Annotated in this window: 16 protein-coding genes; 15 read left to right on the forward strand and 1 reads right to left on the reverse strand. The window is 57.6% G+C overall.

The features are described from left to right. The first annotated feature begins 3 nt into the window (after positions 1-3). The 14 genes from ACTJJ1_RS17420 to ACTJJ1_RS17485 all read left to right on the forward strand — a co-directional run bounded on the left by ACTJJ1_RS17420 (position 4) and on the right by ACTJJ1_RS17485 (position 14169). On the forward strand, positions 4-537 hold the full coding sequence (locus ACTJJ1_RS17420) for a formate hydrogenlyase complex iron-sulfur subunit (protein WP_004948142.1): 534 nt from the start codon (positions 4-6) through the stop codon (positions 535-537). Then, on the forward strand, positions 534-1331 hold the full coding sequence (locus ACTJJ1_RS17425) for an NADH-quinone oxidoreductase subunit B family protein (protein ID WP_004948145.1): 798 nt from the start codon (positions 534-536) through the stop codon (positions 1329-1331). Before ACTJJ1_RS17420 ends, ACTJJ1_RS17425 begins: the two co-directional genes overlap by 4 nt. After that, positions 1328-1741 (forward strand): formate hydrogenlyase maturation HycH family protein, encoded by a 414-nt coding sequence (locus tag ACTJJ1_RS17430; RefSeq protein WP_004948148.1) that lies wholly within the window; start codon positions 1328-1330, stop codon positions 1739-1741. The genes ACTJJ1_RS17425 and ACTJJ1_RS17430 overlap by 4 nt, the downstream gene beginning before the upstream one ends. Then, positions 1734-2204: a hydrogenase maturation peptidase HycI gene (gene hycI / locus ACTJJ1_RS17435; RefSeq protein WP_440834665.1), complete on the forward strand. Its 471-nt coding sequence runs from the start codon at positions 1734-1736 to the stop codon at positions 2202-2204. Before ACTJJ1_RS17430 ends, hycI begins: the two co-directional genes overlap by 8 nt. 140 nt (positions 2205-2344) lie before the next feature. Then, positions 2345-2887, forward strand: a complete 543-nt coding sequence (hydN, locus tag ACTJJ1_RS17440; protein ID WP_020439812.1) for an electron transport protein HydN — start codon at positions 2345-2347, stop codon at positions 2885-2887. 11 nt (positions 2888-2898) lie between these two features. Further along, on the forward strand, positions 2899-5055 hold the full coding sequence (gene fdhF, locus ACTJJ1_RS17445; protein ID WP_440834668.1) for a formate dehydrogenase subunit alpha: 2157 nt from the start codon (positions 2899-2901) through the stop codon (positions 5053-5055). Positions 5056-5109: 54 nt separating this feature from the next. Next, positions 5110-7428: a carbamoyltransferase HypF gene (hypF, locus tag ACTJJ1_RS17450; protein WP_440834670.1), complete on the forward strand. Its 2319-nt coding sequence runs from the start codon at positions 5110-5112 to the stop codon at positions 7426-7428. Further along, positions 7415-8437, forward strand: coding sequence for a HoxN/HupN/NixA family nickel/cobalt transporter (locus tag ACTJJ1_RS17455; protein WP_006328091.1), 1023 nt, complete (start codon positions 7415-7417; stop codon positions 8435-8437). Before hypF ends, ACTJJ1_RS17455 begins: the two co-directional genes overlap by 14 nt. An 845-nt stretch (positions 8438-9282) precedes the next feature. Next, positions 9283-9693, forward strand: coding sequence for a GNAT family N-acetyltransferase (locus ACTJJ1_RS17460; RefSeq protein ID WP_004948166.1), 411 nt, complete (start codon positions 9283-9285; stop codon positions 9691-9693). Positions 9694-9718: 25 nt separating this feature from the next. Next, the gene (locus tag ACTJJ1_RS17465) at positions 9719-10408 is read left to right on the forward strand and encodes a helix-turn-helix transcriptional regulator (protein WP_004948170.1); all 690 of its coding nucleotides are present in this window, start codon (positions 9719-9721) and stop codon (positions 10406-10408) included. Positions 10409-10428: 20 nt separating this feature from the next. After that, the gene (locus ACTJJ1_RS17470; protein WP_004948173.1) at positions 10429-11730 is read left to right on the forward strand and encodes a cytosine permease; all 1302 of its coding nucleotides are present in this window, start codon (positions 10429-10431) and stop codon (positions 11728-11730) included. 59 nt (positions 11731-11789) lie between these two features. Beyond that, the gene (locus tag ACTJJ1_RS17475; RefSeq protein WP_004948175.1) at positions 11790-12104 is read left to right on the forward strand and encodes an NIPSNAP family protein; all 315 of its coding nucleotides are present in this window, start codon (positions 11790-11792) and stop codon (positions 12102-12104) included. A gap of 568 nt (positions 12105-12672) precedes the next feature. Beyond that, positions 12673-13275, forward strand: a complete 603-nt coding sequence (locus tag ACTJJ1_RS17480) for a helix-turn-helix domain-containing protein (protein ID WP_004948184.1) — start codon at positions 12673-12675, stop codon at positions 13273-13275. Continuing rightward, positions 13276-14169: a queuosine precursor transporter gene (locus ACTJJ1_RS17485; protein ID WP_004948187.1), complete on the forward strand. Its 894-nt coding sequence runs from the start codon at positions 13276-13278 to the stop codon at positions 14167-14169. 40 nt (positions 14170-14209) lie between these two features. Here the strand turns inward: ACTJJ1_RS17485 and queC are convergent, their stop codons facing one another. Beyond that, positions 14210-14908, reverse strand: coding sequence for a 7-cyano-7-deazaguanine synthase QueC (gene queC / locus ACTJJ1_RS17490; RefSeq protein WP_004948190.1), 699 nt, complete (start codon positions 14906-14908; stop codon positions 14210-14212). A 148-nt stretch (positions 14909-15056) separates the two neighbouring features. Here queC and ACTJJ1_RS17495 point away from each other — a divergent pair, with 148 nt between their 5' ends. After that, positions 15057-17204: a phosphocholine-specific phospholipase C gene (locus tag ACTJJ1_RS17495; RefSeq protein ID WP_440834675.1), complete on the forward strand. Its 2148-nt coding sequence runs from the start codon at positions 15057-15059 to the stop codon at positions 17202-17204. The last annotated feature ends 44 nt before the right edge of the window (positions 17205-17248 follow it).

Below are 17248 nucleotides of genomic sequence, written 5' to 3' on the forward strand. Positions count from 1 at the left end.
ACCATGCTGAAACTGATTAAAAAAGTGCTGAAAACCGGCAACGCCACGGTGGCCTACCCGGCGCAGCCGCTGGCGGTGGACGCCAACTTTCGCGGCAAGCCGGAGTATAGCCCGCAGCAATGCATCGCCTGCGGCGCCTGCGCCAACGCCTGCCCGTCCAACGCGCTGACCATGGAAACCGATGTCGAAAACGGCGTCATTCGTTGGCAGTTCTTTTTGGGCCGCTGCATTTTCTGCGCCCGCTGCGAAGAAGTCTGCCCGACGACCGCCCTTCGCCTGTCGAACCAGTTCGAACTGGCGGTGTGGCGCAAAGAAGACCTGCTCGAAAGCGCCGATTTCGCCCTCTGCCACTGCCGCCAATGCGGCAAGGCTTATGCCCCGCAGAAGGAAATCGATTACGCCCTGGCGCTGCTCGAACTCGGCGAGCAGCGCCGCGAACAGTTCGAAACCTGCCCCGCCTGCAAGCAGCAACAAAGCCTGACCCAGGCCGACCGTATCGACGTCGGCCGCCATTTGACCCGGGAGGTCGCCCAATGAACCAGACGCTGATTGGCCCGCGTGACGCCAACGGGCAGCCGGTGCCGATAACTCTCGACGACAGCATCGCCCAGCTAAAAACCACCTTGCTGAAAGATATCCGCCGCTCCGCCTATGTCTATCGCGTTGACTGCGGCGGCTGCAACGGCTGCGAGATCGAGATTTTCGCTGCTATTTCGCCGCTGTTCGACGCCGAACGCTTCGGCATTAAAGTGGTGCCCTCGCCGCGCCATGCCGATATTTTGCTGTTCACCGGCGCGGTCACCCGTGCGATGCGCATCCCGGCGATCCGCGCCTGGCAGGCCTCACCGGATCCGAAAATCTGTATTTCCTACGGTGCCTGCGGCAACAGCGGCGGCATTTTCCACGACTTGTACTGCGTATGGGGCGGCACCGACCGCATCGTACCGGTTGACGTGTATATCCCCGGCTGCCCGCCGACGCCCGCCGCCACGATTTACGGCTTCGCCATGGCGCTCGGCCTGCTCGAACAGAAAATCCACCGCCAACAGCACGATGAAACCGAGGGCGAGGCCACCGCGCTGCTGCACCCGCAACTGCCGCAGCCGCTGCGCGTGGCGGTGGATCGCGAAGCGCGGCGCCTGGCCGGGTATCGCTACGGCCGGCAAATCGCCGATCACTTCCTGCAGCTGCTGGCCGCCACCGACGCGCAAACGGCAGAACAGCGCGTGGCGGCGTATTTGCAACGGCAAGACGACCCGCGCCTGACGGAGATCGTCGGTCATCTGTTGGCCCTTTATCAACGCGTACAGCACGGGGAGTTACGGCTATGAGCGCGGTCTGCCACGTGACGTTTTATTCCCTCAGCCGCAAGTTCGTGCAGGAAAAGAAAGCGCCGCCCAAGGCGCAGGAAGTGATCTATTACAGCCTGGCGATCGGCCATCACCTGGGGGTGATCGACTGTCTGGAGGCCAGGCTCGATTGCCCGCTGGCGGCATTTCGCGACTGGATTGCGCACCTGCCGGCCGAGGGTGCCGCCAGGCGCAAACTGGCCGGCGTCGAACGCTTTGGCGAAATCTGCATCGACAGCAGCCACACCCATTTGCTGGCCAGCGCGCTGAGCCGCGCCGCCGGGCAAATGACGCCGCAGCAACAAGACTGGAGCCAACGGTTAATCGCCCTGTTGCAGTCCATCGAAAACGAACCGGCGATTTATCTGATGGTCAGGAGGCACCATGGATAGCGTTTTGTTATGCGTCGGCAATTGCCTGATGGGCGACGACGGCGCCGGCCCGCTGCTGGCGGAACTGTGCCAGGCCGCCCCGCCCGCCGGCTGGACGGTGATCGACGGCGGCGCGGCACCGGAGAATGACATTCACGCCATTCGCCAACTGCGGCCGCAGCGGTTGGTGATCGTCGACGCCACCGACATGGGGCTGGCACCGGGCGAAATCCGGGTGATAGATCCGGCGGATATCGCCGACATGTTCATCATGACCACCCACAACATGCCGCTCAGCTTTCTGATCGACCAACTGCGCGCCGACATACCGGACATTACCTTCATCGGCATTCAACCGGAGGTGGTGGCATTTTACTACCCCATTGGCCCGGCGGTGCAGCAGGCGGTGAAAACCCTGCATCAGCGCCTGGGTCACTGGCAGGCCCACGGCGGCTATTCGACATTAACCGTGACGACGGCCTGACATCGTCATCGTCATTTTTGTCGGCTCGCTCGTCACAAAAAACATAACTTTTTGTTTTTATTGAAATTAGTGGATTGGCACGCTTTATGTATAGACCTTGTCATACCGCCACCGCCAACCCCGTAAACCAGGAGTTCCTGATGAACCGGTTCATCATCGCCGATCCGAAGAAATGTATCGGCTGCCGTACCTGCGAAATCGCCTGCGTCATGGCGCACAGCGCCACCCAGGACATTTCGGCGTTGACCGCCGCCACCTTCGCCCCACGGCTACACGTGATTAAAGGCGTTAACGTCAGTACCGCCGTGTTATGCCGCCAGTGTGAAGACGCGCCCTGCGCCAACGTCTGCCCCAACGGCGCCATCAGCCGCCAAAACGGCATGGTGCTGGTGATGCAGGAACGCTGCATCGGCTGCAAAACCTGCGTGGTGGCCTGCCCCTACGGCGCCATGGAGGTGATCACCCGCCCGGTGATCCGCCAGAACGGCGCGCAACTGACGGCCATCAGCGACAAAGCCGAAGCCCACAAATGCGATTTGTGCACCGGTCGCGCCGCCGGCCCGGCCTGTATGGAAACCTGCCCCACCAAAGCGCTGCACTGCGTTGACCGCAATTTGTTGCAGGAAATGAACGCCGAGAAACGCCGCCGTGCCGCGCTCGACAACCTGTCGTCTCTGTTTTAGGAGCTGAACCAATGAAAAAAATCACGACCGTCTGCCCTTACTGTGGCGCAGGCTGCAAAATGAAACTGGTGGTGGATAACGGTAAAATCCTTCGCGCAGAAGCCGCCGACGGCGCAACCAATCAGGGCGAACTGTGCCTGAAGGGCTACTACGGCTGGGACTTCCTCAACGATACCAAGTTGCTGACGCCGCGCCTGACGCAACCGCTGATCCGCCGTGAAAAAGGCGGCAAGTTTGAAGCGGTCAGTTGGGACGAAGCCATCCGCTACACCGCGCAGCGGCTGAAAGCCATCAAGCAGCAACACGGCGCACGCGCCATTATGCACACCGGCTCCTCACGCGGTACCGGCAACGAAACCAACTATGTGATGCAGAAGTTCGCCCGCGCGGTGATCGGCAACAATAACGTCGACTGCTGCGCCCGCGTCTGTCACGGCCCGTCGGTAGCCGGTTTGCAAGCCACGCTGGGCAACGGCGCGATGAGCAACTCGATCGGCGATATCGAAAACTCCAAATGTTTACTGATCATCGGCTACAACTGCGCCGACTCGCACCCGATCGTCGCCCGTCGGGTCCTGAAAGCCAAAGAGAAAGGCGCGCAAATCGTGGTCTGCGATCCGCGCCGTATTGAAACCGCGCGCATCGCCGATCAGCATCTGCAAATCAACAACGGCTGCAATATGGCGCTGGTTAACGCCTTCGGCCACGTGCTGATCGAAGAAAACCTGTATGACCGCGATTATGTGGCGAAATACACCGAAGGCTTCGACGCCTATCGCCAGCAAGTGGCCGATTACGCGCCGGAAACGGTGGAACAGCTGACCGGCGTCAGCGCCCAGCAAATCCGTCAGGCGATGCGCACCTACGCCAGCGCCCCTTCCGCCACCATCATGTGGGGCATGGGTGTCACCCAGTTCGGCCAGGCGGTGGATGTGGTCAAAGGGCTGGCCAGCCTGGCGCTGTTGACCGGCAACCTCGGGCGCGCCAACGTCGGCGTGGGCCCGGTGCGCGGCCAGAACAACGTCCAGGGCGCCTGCGACATGGGCGTGCTGCCAAACGAATTCCCCGGCTATCAATCCGTTACCGACCCCGCCGTCCGCGCCAAATTCGCCGCCGCCTGGGGCATTGACGCCGCCGGTATGGATCCGGATATCGGTTATCGCATCACCGAAGTGCCGCACCTGGTGCACGAAGGCAAAGTGAAAGCCTATTACATCATGGGGGAAGATCCGCTACAGACCGAAGCCGATCTCAGCCTGGTGCGCAGCGCGTTCGATGCGCTTGAGTTTATCGTGGTGCAAGACATCTTCATGACCAAAACCGCCGAACAAGCGGACGTGATCCTGCCATCCACCTCCTGGGGCGAGCACGGCGGCGTGTTCTCGTGCGCCGATCGCGGTTTCCAGCGTTTCGAAAAAGCCATCGAACCGCAGTACAACGTCAAGCGCGACTGGGAAATCATCAGCCTGCTGGCGACCGAACTGGGCTATCCGATGCATTACGAAGACAACCAGCAAATCTGGGATGAAATGCGCGAGCTGTGCCCGCTGTTTTACGGCGCGACCTACGAAAAAATGGGCGAACTCGGCCACGTCCAATGGCCCTGCACCACGCTCGACAGCCCAGGCACGCCGTATTTGTATCAGGGCAATCAATTCACCACCCCGTCCGGCAAGGGGCAGTTGTTCGCCACCACCTGGCGCGCCCCGGCCGAAGTGCCGGACGCCACTTATCCGCTGGTGCTGTGTACGGTGCGTGAGGTCGGCCACTACTCCTGCCGCTCGATGACCGGCAACTGCGCCGCCTTGCAAACCCTGGCGGACGAACCGGGCTTCGTGCAAATCAACCCGCAGGACGCCGCCGCCCTGGGCATTGGCGATCAGCAGCTGGTGTGGGTCGCCTCGCGGCGCGGCAAGGTGATCTCCCGCGCCAACTACAACGAACGCATTAACCTGGGCGCGGTGTACATGACCTATCAGTGGTGGATTGGCGCCTGCAATGAATTGACGCAGGAAAACCTCGATCCGATATCCAAAACGCCGGAAACCAAGTACTGCGCGGTCAAGCTCGAAGCGATTGGCGATCAAAACTGGGCGGAAAACTACGCCAGCCAAAGCTACAGCGACATGAAAGCCCGCCTGCGCAGGGCGGTGGAAGACGTGATGTGACCGTTAGCCAAACCGGGACGAACCTGTTCGTCCCCTACTTATTGGGTAGGTAAGATGTCCAAGTCACCGTCAGGATTATTGCTTCGCATCAGCGGCAAGGTGCAGGGGGTGGGATTCCGCCCCTTTGTCTGGCAACTGGCGCAGCGCCTCGGCCTGCGTGGCGAAGTCTGGAACGACAGCGCCGGGGTCGAAATTCGGCTGGTACAACCGGTGGATATCGATATATTCCTGCATATGCTGCAGCGCCAGGCGCCGGCGTTGGCCCAGATTGACAATATCGGCCTGCGCCCCTTCACCTGGTTGCAGCCGCCGCAGGACTTTGCCATTCGCCGCAGCCGGCAAAGCCAAATGGACACGCAAGTCATTCCCGACGCCGCAACCTGCCCCGACTGCCTGCGTGAAATGAACGATCCGCACGATCGCCGCTACCGCTATCCCTTCATTAACTGCACGCATTGCGGCCCGCGCTTCACCCTGATTCGCTATATGCCTTACGACCGCCCGGCGACCAGCATGGCGCCGTTCGCACTGTGCCCGCACTGCGCCTGGGAATACCACTCGCCACAGGACCGGCGCTTTCATGCCCAGCCGGTGGCCTGCAGCCAATGCGGGCCGCAGCTTTTCAGCTGCCACGCCGACGGCAAAGCCATCAACCTGGCGGATATGGCGCTGCAACAGGCGGCGGCGCTGTTATGCGCCGGCGAAATCGTCGCCATCAAGGGCATTGGCGGTTTCCATCTGGCCTGTGACGCCACCGATCAGCACGCGGTGATGCGCCTGCGCAACCGTAAACGGCGGCCGGGCAAACCCCTGGCGGTGATGTTGCCGGATGTCAGTTGGCTGGCGCGCTGCACCGGCAACCACTCGCTGGCGCAGCTGAGCGAAACGCTGCTTTCCCCGGCGGCGCCGATCGTCCTGGTACCGCAACGGCCCCACTCCGCGCTGTGCGATGCCGTTGCGCCGCATCTCGACGAAATCGGCGTAATGCTGCCGTCCAACCCCTTGCATCATCTCCTGATGCAAGCAGTGCGACGCCCGCTGGTGATGACCTCCGGCAACGCCGCCGGGCGCGCACCGGCGTTAACCAACGAACAGGCTCTGCAGGATCTGGCCGGCATTGCCGATCTGTGGCTGATGCATAACCGCGAGATCCTGCAACGTGCCGATGATTCGCTGTTGCGACAGCAACCGCAGGGCACCGAGATGCTACGCCGTTCTCGCGGTTACGCGCCGGATGCCCTGCCGCTGCCGCCCGGTTTCCCGGCTCAACCGCCGCTGCTGGCGGTCGGTGGCGACAATAAAAATACCTTCTGCCTGGTGCGCGGCGACAAAGCGATCCTCAGCCAGCATGTCGGCAATCTGGCGCAGGAAGACGTTCAACAACAGTGGCAACACGCTATCGCCCATTTCCTGACGCTGTATCACTGCCGGCCGCAGCGCATCGCCACCGATGCGCACCCGGGTTACGCCAGCCGCCGCTGGGCGCAATGTCAATCTGTGCCGTTGACCGAGGTGCTGCATCATCACGCGCATTTGGCGGCCTGCCTGGCGGAGCACCAGTGGCCGCTCGACGGCGGCGCGGTCATCGGGTTGGCTCTGGACGGCCTGGGATACGGCGAAAACGGCCAGCTGTGGGGCGGCGAATGCTTGCGGGTGGACTACCGCTACTGCCGCTCGCTCGGCGGTTTGCCGGCAGTGGCGCTGCCGGGCGGCGATCGCGCCGCGCAAGAGCCGTGGCGCAACCTGTTGGCGCACTGCGCGCGCTTTGTCGACGGTTGGCAACGGCTGCCGGAAACGCAGTTTTTGCTGCAACAACCGTGGCAACCGCTGCTGAAAGCGATCGACGCCGGCATCAACGCCCCGCCGGCGTCGTCGTGCGGTCGGTTGTTTGACGCCGCCGCCGCCGCGCTAGGCTGCGCGCCCTTGCAACTCAGTTGGGAAGGCGAAGCGGCCTGCCGGCTGGAGGCGCTGGCGCATCAGGCAACCCATTGCCGCCACCCGCTGCACCTGCCGCTCAAAGACAATGTGCTCGATCTCGCCGCCTTCTGGCCGCAATGGCTTGGCTGGCGCACACCGCCGGCCGAGCGCGCCTGGGCATTTCACGACGCGTTGGCGCAAGGGTTCGCCGCCCTGGCCCAGCGTTTCGCCGCGCAGTACGGCATCAAACAGGTGGCGCTGAGCGGCGGCGTGCTGCACAACCGCCTGCTGCGCCAACGGTTGATGCATCATCTGGCGCCGCTGCAGGTTCTGCTGCCACAACGCCTCCCCGCAGGCGACGGCGGGCTGGCATTCGGCCAGGCGATGGTCGCCTGTGCGCAACAATCCCCGCTTTCTTCTTCTCTTTCTGACAGGACGCAACATGAATTACCCTGAGTTCTTCCAAAAAAATACCCGCGCCTTCTGGCTGCTGTTGGCGTTGATCGCCGTTAACCTGCTGGCTTGGGCTGCGGCCTTTGCCGCATTTCATCAGCACCCGGCGCTGATGGCCGCCGCGCTGCTGGCTTACAGCTACGGCTTGCGCCACGCGGTGGATGCCGACCACATCGCCGCTATCGACAACGTGACGCGCAAATTGATGCAACAGGGCCAACGGCCGGTTTCCGTCGGCGCATTTTTCTCGCTCGGGCATTCGAGCATCGTGATTCTGGCCTGCGCGGCCATTGCCGCCACCTCTCTGGCGTTCGGCAGCCGCATCGGCTGGCTGCATGATTACGGCTCCACCCTCGGCACGCTGATTTCTTCGCTGTTCCTGCTGGCGATGGCGGTCCTCAACGGGCTGATTCTGCGCGATGTTTATCGCACCTTCCGCCGGGTGAAAAGGGGCGAAAAACTGACGGAGAGTGCCCTGGCGCACCAGCACGGTGGCCTGATGACGCGGCTGTTCCGCGTGACCTTCAATACCGTGAATAAAAGCTGGCATATGTATCTGGTGGGATTTTTGTTTGGGCTGGGGTTCGATACCGCCACCGAAGTTGGCCTGCTGGGCATTTCCGCCGCCGGGGCCGGCTCAGGCATGTCCGTCTGGTCGATCATGATCTTCCCGCTGCTGTTCGCCAGCGGTATGGCGTTGGTGGATTCGCTGGATAATTTCGTCATGATTGGCGCTTACGGCTGGGCGTTCAACCAACCGGTGCGCAAGCTGTATTACAACATGACCATCACCGCCACCAGCGTGGCGATTGCGGTGCTGATTGGCGGCCTGGAAGGATTGGGGCTGCTGGCTGAAAAACTGAACCTGCACGGCGCCCTTTGGGATGGCATCGCGCTGCTCAATGACAACATGGGCAGCGTCGGCTACGCCGCTATTGCGCTGTTTGTCTTGTTCTGGGTGCTGTCGGCGGTTAATTACCGGCGTAAAAACTATGACGCACTGGCGGTTTAATCACTGTTTATATCTTGATTGTCAGGCGTCTATTTTTGCGAATACAACGAGGTTATGCCCCAAATAATTGGAGTTGCATCTCGGCGACAAGGCCGTTCATCCCCGGGAGCTTAGTAAACTAAGTGACCGGGGTGCTCGTCTTCGCCTGTAAACTTGCCGGCAAAGCGAAAAAACCTCCTTTTTATCACGTCAAAGGAGGTGTTCCAGAGCAGAACCAATATCACGAAGCTTGCGATGACAAGCGGTGCACATCTTAATAAATAACCCCATATAATAAAAATGCAATATTGCGTTCTGATCATGCAGAAATTCACCTTTTAAAGAATACAATTATTTTTTAAAGATGATTTTCCGGGTATTTATATAAACGCAAATAATAAAAGTCATAAAGCGTATTGAAAGCGTAAGGAATGCGTAAATCTTATATTTATGGAAAATAATAAGGCCGATAAGCATAGGCGTGATTCTGTTGCGCGCCAACTGACGGCAGCAACGTCTGAACATTTAACGTTGAGCGGGATAATGTAAAACAACGGAAGATAGCGGCTCCCCTTTGGCAAGTTGGCTTGCTCTACCGGTGGAGCCTTGAACTGCAGATCGACGTTCCTGGTGAGGCCCTGGTGAGGCGCAATAGGAATAGGTTACTGAGGCAGGGCCTATCGCTATTTATGCGTGTATTACGCTATTGTTGGCCCTGTCACGTTCAATATAACCGCAGGTATGCCTAACGGGAACGGGTGAAAAGCACCCTTGTAATACATTATGAAAAATGATAGTTAAACTAGTTGGGCGGATTTCATTTAATTTCAACGCAAATTATTACTAAGGGAAAGTATATTACTGCCATGAATATCAATGTGACGGACCAGCCAAACCCACAGGACGAAGAGTACGTTATCGACAGCCTTTGGGCCCACAACGAAAATTATCAACCCGTAGACATCCACCCGCTGTTTCTGACCGTTACCGATGACGCCGGTAAAATCGTCGCCGGATTGGTGGCCAGAACCTGGTGGGGCGGCCTTGAAGTGCAATATCTCTGGGTCAGCGACGCTCATCGCAAAAGCGGTTATGGCCGCCAATTGATGGAAAAAGCGGAAGAAGAAGCCCGTAAACGAGGGTGCCACATGGCTTATGTCGATACGTTCGACTTCCAGGCCAGGGGCTTTTACGAAAAATTGGGTTATCAGGTCTACGGCAATTTAGGCGGCTATGCCAAAAAGCATACGCGTCATTACCTGGCGAAAGAAATTTAACCCAATTCTAATCGGTGAGGTCAGAATGGATTCGCCCGATAAAAATAATGAATTTTATTTGAAGGGTCTTATTGCCATGATGGAGCACTTGAGTGATCCCTGGGGCATTAAGGATCTGGAATCCCGTCATATCTATATGAACCATGCCGCCTACCTCTATACCAATACGCCGTTGAGTTTCGATATCGCCGGAAAACGGGACGACGAGTTTCCCGCCGACTGGGCCGACTGCGCAGACGACTTTATAGAACACGACAAGATGACAGAAATGTCGCGGGATCGGGTTGCCGTAATAGAAACGCATTATTGGTACGGAAAAGACAGCCTGACACCCTTTATCAGCGAAAAACTGCCCATTTACAATGATAAGAAACAGGTATTCGGGGTGATGTGGAATGCCAAACCGCTTAACACGCTATCCCCGCTAAAATACATCAACCAGCAAAAACCCAGCGTGCTGACCACGGAAGTGAACAGCAGTATATTCACCCAAGCCGAGCTCGACGTTATATTTTTAATGCTGCAAAGGCTGTCGGTGAAAGAGATCGCCAAAATATATAACATCAGCACTAAAACGATAGAAAATAGAATATATAACATCTATCAGAAATCTGACGTCCATACACAGCAGCAGTTCGAGGAGTTCTGCAAATATGCGCGTCTGGACAGCTATATTCCCGATCGCCTGATAGCAAAAGGCATCCAGTTTATCTGAACAGCAAGGAATACCTTATCGTGATCAAGATTGAAGACTACCCGTTAACGCGGGTACCGCAGGATAAAAGAGTCTCCTTTTTAAGCGTGGCCATCGTGCATATGGGCATGCTGACCGCGCTGGACCAGTTTATGCTTGGGGCGGTGCTCGGCCACTCCATGACGCTGTTCGATGCGTTCATCGCCATTTTCATCGGCAGCCTGATCTTTGGCGTAGTGACCTACGGCCTTGGGCTGGCGGGCATGCGCGAAGGGATCTCCGGCAGCCTGCTGGCCCGCTGGTGCGGTTTCGGTCGCTTGGGCTCGGTGTTGATCGGGGTGGTGGTGGCCATTAGCCTGCTGGGCTGGTTTGGCATACAAAACGCCATCTTCGCCAAATCGCTGGATTTCGCCCTGGGCAATAAACTGGGCTTTGGCCTGGCCGCCGGCCTGTCCGGCACCCTGTTGACGATTCTGGTGGCGTTTGGCTTCAAGGCATTGCGCATTGCCGCCCGAATTGCGGTGCCGATGTTCATCATGCTGGTGGCCTATATTTCCATCACCGTTCTCTCCGGCCATAACCTGCAGGAGATCATCCAGTTGGTGCCGCCGGGAGAGCCGCTGACCATCAGCGCCGGCATCACCATCGTGGTCGGCGGCGCCATCGTGGCGAGCCTGATGACCCCCGATCTGACCCGTTATTCCAAAAACGGCAAGCATGTGTTTGGCGTGACCATTTTCACCATCGTCGCCGGTGAGTTCGTGGTCAATGGCCTGGCGATCCTGATCGCCAAAACGCTCGGTACGGCGGATGTGGTGACCATCATGTCTCAGGCCGCCGGCGGTGCAGGCCTGCTGGTCGTGGTGTTCTCCACCTTGAGGGTTAACGATCTCAACCTGTATTCGTCCTCGCTCGGCATCGTCAACGCCGTCGAAGGCATGACCGGCAAAAGGCTCAAGTACACCGCCACCACGCTGGTGATCGGCGTGCTGGGCACCACGCTTTCCGTGCTGGGGATCCTGGACCGCTTCGTCGATTTCCTGACGGTGCTGGGTGTGGTGTTCCCGCCGATTATCGGCATCATGCTGGTGGATTATTATCTGCTGCGCACCCACCGCAAAATTCTGGATGAGAGCCGACAGGCAGGCAAATTGCCCGACCAAACGCCAACCATTGGCTGGGCGGCGATTATCGCCAGTATTGTGGGCGGCATCGTTGGGTTGGTTACCGAGTGGGGGGTGCCAACAATCAATTCACTGTTGGTCGCCAGTCTCTTATATTGGGTAGCCAAATTGGCGCTAGGCCGTTATCAGAAGCCGGTGCCCTCACAAAAACTGACGTAATCCGGTCTGCCCGAATCATACCAACACTCCCCGCTTGCGGGGAGTGAGGAGAACCCCGAATGATCACCTGTACCCTAAGATATGTTTTAGACCCGTATAAAATCGCCGAATTTGAGCAATACGCCCGTTTATGGATCCCCTTGGTCAATCGCATGGGCGGCACGCACCACGGCTATTTTTTGCCGTCGGAAGGCGCCAATAACATTGCGCTGGCGTTATTCAGTTTTCCCAGCCTGGCCGCCTACGAGGAATACCGCATAAAAATGGCCGCGGATGCAGAGTGTTGCGCTGCCTATGAGTTGGAAAAACGCAATCGCAGCATCATCAGTTATGAACGGAGCTTTATGCGTCCGGTTCTTTCTGGACAGGACTGAACGAAGAGAAAAATAAGGCGGGGTTCGGCTTTAATGGCCTGAGGCAATAAAATAGATATCGGTCGGCTGGGCAGCCGACTGGCATCTGGAGTTACGGTAGGTTTAAAACTGCGGTTTTAAAGCTGGAGACGAGATTGGAATTCCCTGGTGTCAGTTGCTAAAACATCCTTTACTACTCAGAAAACGGAAAACGCCTCCCCTCTGAGTTTTTTATTATAGAAGCCGTTAATGACCGTTTTTTAACTGTTTTGATCATCAAGAAACACTTCAGTATGGGCGAACATTAGCCCACCAAAACCACTCTGGTCAACATAAAAGTGGACATAAAAGTCACTTTTGTGTCCACTTTTATGAAAATTAAACATAACATATTGATTTTAATGTTATTACTTACATCTCCCATCTCGTTGTTCATGACAAAAAAATCAATAACGTGAATGTGTTAATGCCAAGCCATCTAATTTAAAAGAGTAATCAGGCGCTTAGCGCCGTAATGGATGCGCCCGTTGTAGACAATGTCGGTACTTACGATATAGTAATGCCCGCGACAATATTGTAAGGAATGCTTATGAAGACCACCAACGCTCAGCGCAAAATCAACATCATTAAAAATATTGAATATCTGATGCGTACCCGGGGCGAAACCAAGGCATCCTTCTCTAACCGCACCGGCCTGACGCGCACTACCCTTTATAAAATTTTGGACGGCCGGGTCAACAATGTGCAACAGGCCACCGTTAACCGGATCTCAGATTTCTTTGGCGTTTCCTGCGAAGAGATCGAGGACTATGATCTGGAAAAACTGGAGCGGCTCAACGAAACACTTTCCACCGAGGGGAATAAAAACCCTTCCGCTATCCCCGTCATTCCCCAGTCCCGATATTTATCGGTGGCGGCCTGGAAGGTCGGGCAGTTGGTCACAGCCTTCCCTTTGACTTATTTCTTCGGCGACGAGTCAAATATGGTAGCAATGAAAATAGAAACCGAAATAAAAGGTTCATTTATCCCAGGCGAGGTCATTATTATAAAACGCCCGCCGGTGCTGGTTTGCGATTCGCCTTTATTGTATCACTCGGGAAAAAATGGCTTCTTTGTGGTTAACGGCAAAGAAGATAACGGCATGGAGGATACCGTGCGATTTCTGGGTTATATCGTTGGAGAAAGGCTATAAATGGAATCTAATCAAAAATTCAAACTGCTGGGTTTTACCCATCACGGCACCATTGCCGCCAATGTTATGGTGCTGGCCACGGGCAAAACCATCACCCTCGGGCTGAAAGAGCTGGCGGACAGCGAAATCTCGGAGGATTTGAGCCGGCACGAGCTTCAGGCGCTTTACAGAAAGCTCTACAGCGATGACAAGGTTAAGACCGCTTACGAGCTGAGCGATCGCAACGAACGTTCATGGCAGGCTTATCTGCTGATCAGCGTTGCCCTCAGCGTGATCTACATCTTCTCGACCATCTGCGGCGTAAAACCCATTCATATTCCGGTGCTGGACATTATCACGCCGCCCGGCGTTTTCATTTATCCGCTCACCTTCTTGCTGGTAGATATTCTGAATGAGTTTTACGGCCTGCGTCTGGCACGCAGAACCATTGTCATCTCGTTTATCGCCAACCTGCTGTTCGTGCTTGGGCTATGGGGCACCGCGTTAATTCCGAACCTGCCAGGTTGGGAGTTCGGCGCCACCTATTCCGGCATGGTGAGCAGTATCGTTTCTGTCCTGCTGGCCTCTTCCCTGGCCTATTTTATTTCAGAAAATATCAACTCCTATCTGCTGTGCAAGATCAAGGCGCTGACCAATTCCAAATACCTGTTCCTGCGGGTCATTACCAGCACCGTGGTCGCCTCTGCCTTTGACAGTATTATTTTCTGCTCCATTGCCTTCTATGGCGTGCTGGGTTGGGACATTATCAAAGAGATGATTCTCGCGCAGTTCCTGATCAAGGTGGTCTATTCCATTATTGGCGTCGGCCCGATCTATCTGGCGAGAAGCATATTCCGCAACTATATTAACCGGCCTTCCAGCACACCGGTGGCCGTCAACGACGCGATGGTTTAAAACCACAAAATACTCAGGGAGCCTTTCGCTCCCTGTTTTTTTATGCCAGTTGGGTTTTACGCTTCATGCGGGCAGCCACACCCACCTTATCGTTCTGGTAAGCCGCCAGGCCTTCGGCGCGCAGATGGCAAGCCGTGCATTCGCCGCATCCCTCGCCTTTAACGCCGTTATAGCAGGTCAGCGTATCGCTGCGCACGCGCTCAAGCTGCCGATAATAATCGGCCAGCGCCCAGATCTCCGCCTTATCCAACCACATCAGCGGCGTTTCAAAACGAATATCCCTGGCCAGACCGAGCGCCACGCCGTGGTGCAGCGCTTTGACAAACTCGTCGCGGCAATCCGGGTAGCCGGAGAAGTCGGTTTCGCATACCCCGGTGATCACCGCTTGCGCCTCAACCTGATAGGCGTAAATAGACGCCAGCGTCAGGAACAGAATATTGCGCCCCGGCACGAAAGTGCTCGGCAAACCACCCGGCTGCGTGCCGTTAAACGCCGGAACCGGAATGTTGTCGCGCGTCAGGCTGCTGATCGCCAGTTCGTTCAGCATGGTAACGTCCAACACCTTGTGGCCCTTGACGCCAAGCGCCACCGCCAACTCGCGCGCCACCTCGATCTCCGCCCGATGTCGCTGACCATAATCGAAAGTAATGCAGTGCACTTCATCATACTGCTCTAACGCCTGAACCAGGCAAGTGGTGGAATCCTGACCACCGCTAAATACCACAACTGCTCTCTTCATTGCATATCCCTTATGCCCATACTTATTAGCGATCAAAAGCATAGACCAATCGACGCGAAAAGCCTCCTGTAATCTGCCGGTGATTTTTGGTCATTACACTCGTTAACCGCTATCTTCAAACCACACCGCTAAAGGGAGTTAACGACGCATGCCCCATTTTTCACGCAGACAGTTACTGCAGGCTGCCGCCATCGGATCGGCATTTTCACTGTTACCCGCCTCGATTCGCAAAGCGCTGGCCATACCGGCCAATAACCGCACCGGCACGATAAAGGATGTCGAGCATGTGGTGATCCTGATGCAGGAAAACCGCGCCTTCGACCACTACTTCGGCACCCTGCCCGGCGTGCGCGGCTTTAGCGATCGCATCACCATTCCTCTGCCGGAAGGCCGCCACGTCTGGCAACAGCAGGGTGCCGAGCGCTTGGTGTTGCCTTACCATCTGGACAGCAAACGCGGCAACGCCCAGCGCGTCGAGGGCACGCCGCATTCCTGGGTGGATGAGCAGTCGGCCTGGGACCATGGCCGGATGAATAACTGGCCCACTTATAAAACGCCGACCTCGATGGGCTATTACCGCCGTCACGAGCTGCCGTTCCAGTTTGCCCTGGCGGAAACCTTTACCCTGTGCGACGCCTATCATTGCTCAATCCACGCGGGCACCAATACCAACCGCCTGTTCCACTGGACCGGCACCAACGGCCCGTCGGCGGCCAACGTCGCCGTGGTGGTCAACGAGTGGGACAGCCCCGGCCCGGTCGACGTCGGCTATGACTGGAAAACCTATCCGGAACGGCTGGAGGAGAGCGGCGTCAGCTGGAAGGTTTACCAATTCCTGCCGGATAACTTCACCGATAACCCGCTGGCGGGCTTTCGCCAGTACCGCGCCGCCAGCGTTAAAGTGGGCAACCCGGCGCAACCGCCGAAAGACTTCACCGCCTTTGTGCCCTACCGCGACGAGTTGAACGACAGCGCGCCGTTGTACAAAGGCAACGGCAATACCCTGCCGGCCGCCGACGGCAACGATCTGGAAGCGATGCTGGCCGGTTTTCGCGCCGACGTGCAGCAAGGCAAACTGCCGCAGGTAAGCTGGATAATCGCCCCGGCGGCCTACTCGGAGCACCCCGGGCCTTCCAGCCCGGTTCAGGGTGGCTGGTTTACCCAGGAGATCCTGAATGCGCTGACCGACAACCCCGAGGTATGGAGCAAAACCGTGTTGCTGGTGAATTACGACGAAAACGACGGTTTCTTCGATCACATGCCTTCCCCTTCGGCGCCTTCGCTGCGGGAAGACGGCAGCTTCGCCGGCAAATCTACGGTGCCGTTCGAAACCGAGATATTCCAGCATGTCGCCCCGCCCGGCTCGCAGGAGCAACCGCCGCCGGATGGCCGCATCTATGGCCCCGGGCCACGCGTGCCGATGCTGATCCTGTCGCCCTGGAGCCGCGGCGGCTGGGTCAATTCTCAGGTATTCGACCACACCTCGGTACTGCAATTTCTGGAAAAACGTTTTCAGGTGCATGAACCTAACATCAGCGCCTGGCGCCGCACGGTATGCGGCGATCTCACCTCGGCATTCAACTTTGTCGATCCCAACGGGGAAACCTTGCCCAAGCTGCCGACCACCACCCGCCACGGCGCCGACCGTCTGCGCATGCGCCAGGAACAGCTGCCGCAGGTGCCGTTGCCGCCGCTTGGCAACCAGCAGTTACCGCATCAGCAGCGGCTGGCTCGCCCTTCCCGGGCGCTGCCTTACCAGTTGCATGTCGAAGCCAGCGCCTATCCCGAACAAAAACGGCTGACGCTCAATCTGTTGAATACCGGTGAGCAGGGCGCGGTGTTTCACGTTTACGACCAGCGGCATCTGGACCAGATCCCGCGTCGTTACACCGTCGAGGCCGGTAAGGCGGTCAGCGATGACTGGCAAACGGCGGACGAGTACCACCTCTGGCTGCTGGGGCCTAACGGCTTCCACCGCGAGCTGCGCGGCACCCTGCAACTGCCGCAGCCGGAAGTGCGTTTGGTTCCACATGACGGCAGCCTGGAACTGGCGCTCAATAACCCCGGCGACCAGGTAGTAACCATCACTATCGCCCGCTGCCCTTATACGCAAAACGGCCCGTGGCGCATTGAACTGCCGCCGGGCGAAAACCATCGGCAGACCTTCGATACCCTGTCCAGCGGTGGCTGGTACGATCTGGTGCTAGAGAGTGCACACGACTGGCAGCGGCGGCTGGCGGGCCGCCTGGAAAACGGCCGGGATAGCGTCAGCGATCCGCTGATGGGCAAAGCCTGAGATATTTGTGGCGGGCGGTTTATCGAAAATAGGGGTAACGGTTG

Source organism: Serratia sp. 22264, from assembly GCF_052045345.1.
Classification (GTDB): domain Bacteria; phylum Pseudomonadota; class Gammaproteobacteria; order Enterobacterales; family Enterobacteriaceae; genus Serratia; species Serratia plymuthica.

Coding starts and splice junctions, on each gene's coding strand:
- ACTJJ1_RS17420 (WP_004948142.1), top strand. CDS start 4: ATGCTGAAACTGATTAAAAAAGTGCTGAAAACCGGCAACGCCACGGTG.
- ACTJJ1_RS17425 (WP_004948145.1), top strand. CDS start 534: ATGAACCAGACGCTGATTGGCCCGCGTGACGCCAACGGGCAGCCGGTG.
- ACTJJ1_RS17430 (WP_004948148.1), top strand. CDS start 1,328: ATGAGCGCGGTCTGCCACGTGACGTTTTATTCCCTCAGCCGCAAGTTC.
- hycI (WP_440834665.1), top strand. CDS start 1,734: ATGGATAGCGTTTTGTTATGCGTCGGCAATTGCCTGATGGGCGACGAC.
- hydN (WP_020439812.1), top strand. CDS start 2,345: ATGAACCGGTTCATCATCGCCGATCCGAAGAAATGTATCGGCTGCCGT.
- fdhF (WP_440834668.1), top strand. CDS start 2,899: ATGAAAAAAATCACGACCGTCTGCCCTTACTGTGGCGCAGGCTGCAAA.
- hypF (WP_440834670.1), top strand. CDS start 5,110: ATGTCCAAGTCACCGTCAGGATTATTGCTTCGCATCAGCGGCAAGGTG.
- ACTJJ1_RS17455 (WP_006328091.1), top strand. CDS start 7,415: ATGAATTACCCTGAGTTCTTCCAAAAAAATACCCGCGCCTTCTGGCTG.
- ACTJJ1_RS17460 (WP_004948166.1), top strand. CDS start 9,283: ATGAATATCAATGTGACGGACCAGCCAAACCCACAGGACGAAGAGTAC.
- ACTJJ1_RS17465 (WP_004948170.1), top strand. CDS start 9,719: ATGGATTCGCCCGATAAAAATAATGAATTTTATTTGAAGGGTCTTATT.
- ACTJJ1_RS17475 (WP_004948175.1), top strand. CDS start 11,790: ATGATCACCTGTACCCTAAGATATGTTTTAGACCCGTATAAAATCGCC.
- ACTJJ1_RS17480 (WP_004948184.1), top strand. CDS start 12,673: ATGAAGACCACCAACGCTCAGCGCAAAATCAACATCATTAAAAATATT.
- ACTJJ1_RS17485 (WP_004948187.1), top strand. CDS start 13,276: ATGGAATCTAATCAAAAATTCAAACTGCTGGGTTTTACCCATCACGGC.
- queC (WP_004948190.1), bottom strand. CDS start 14,908: ATGAAGAGAGCAGTTGTGGTATTTAGCGGTGGTCAGGATTCCACCACT.
- ACTJJ1_RS17495 (WP_440834675.1), top strand. CDS start 15,057: ATGCCCCATTTTTCACGCAGACAGTTACTGCAGGCTGCCGCCATCGGA.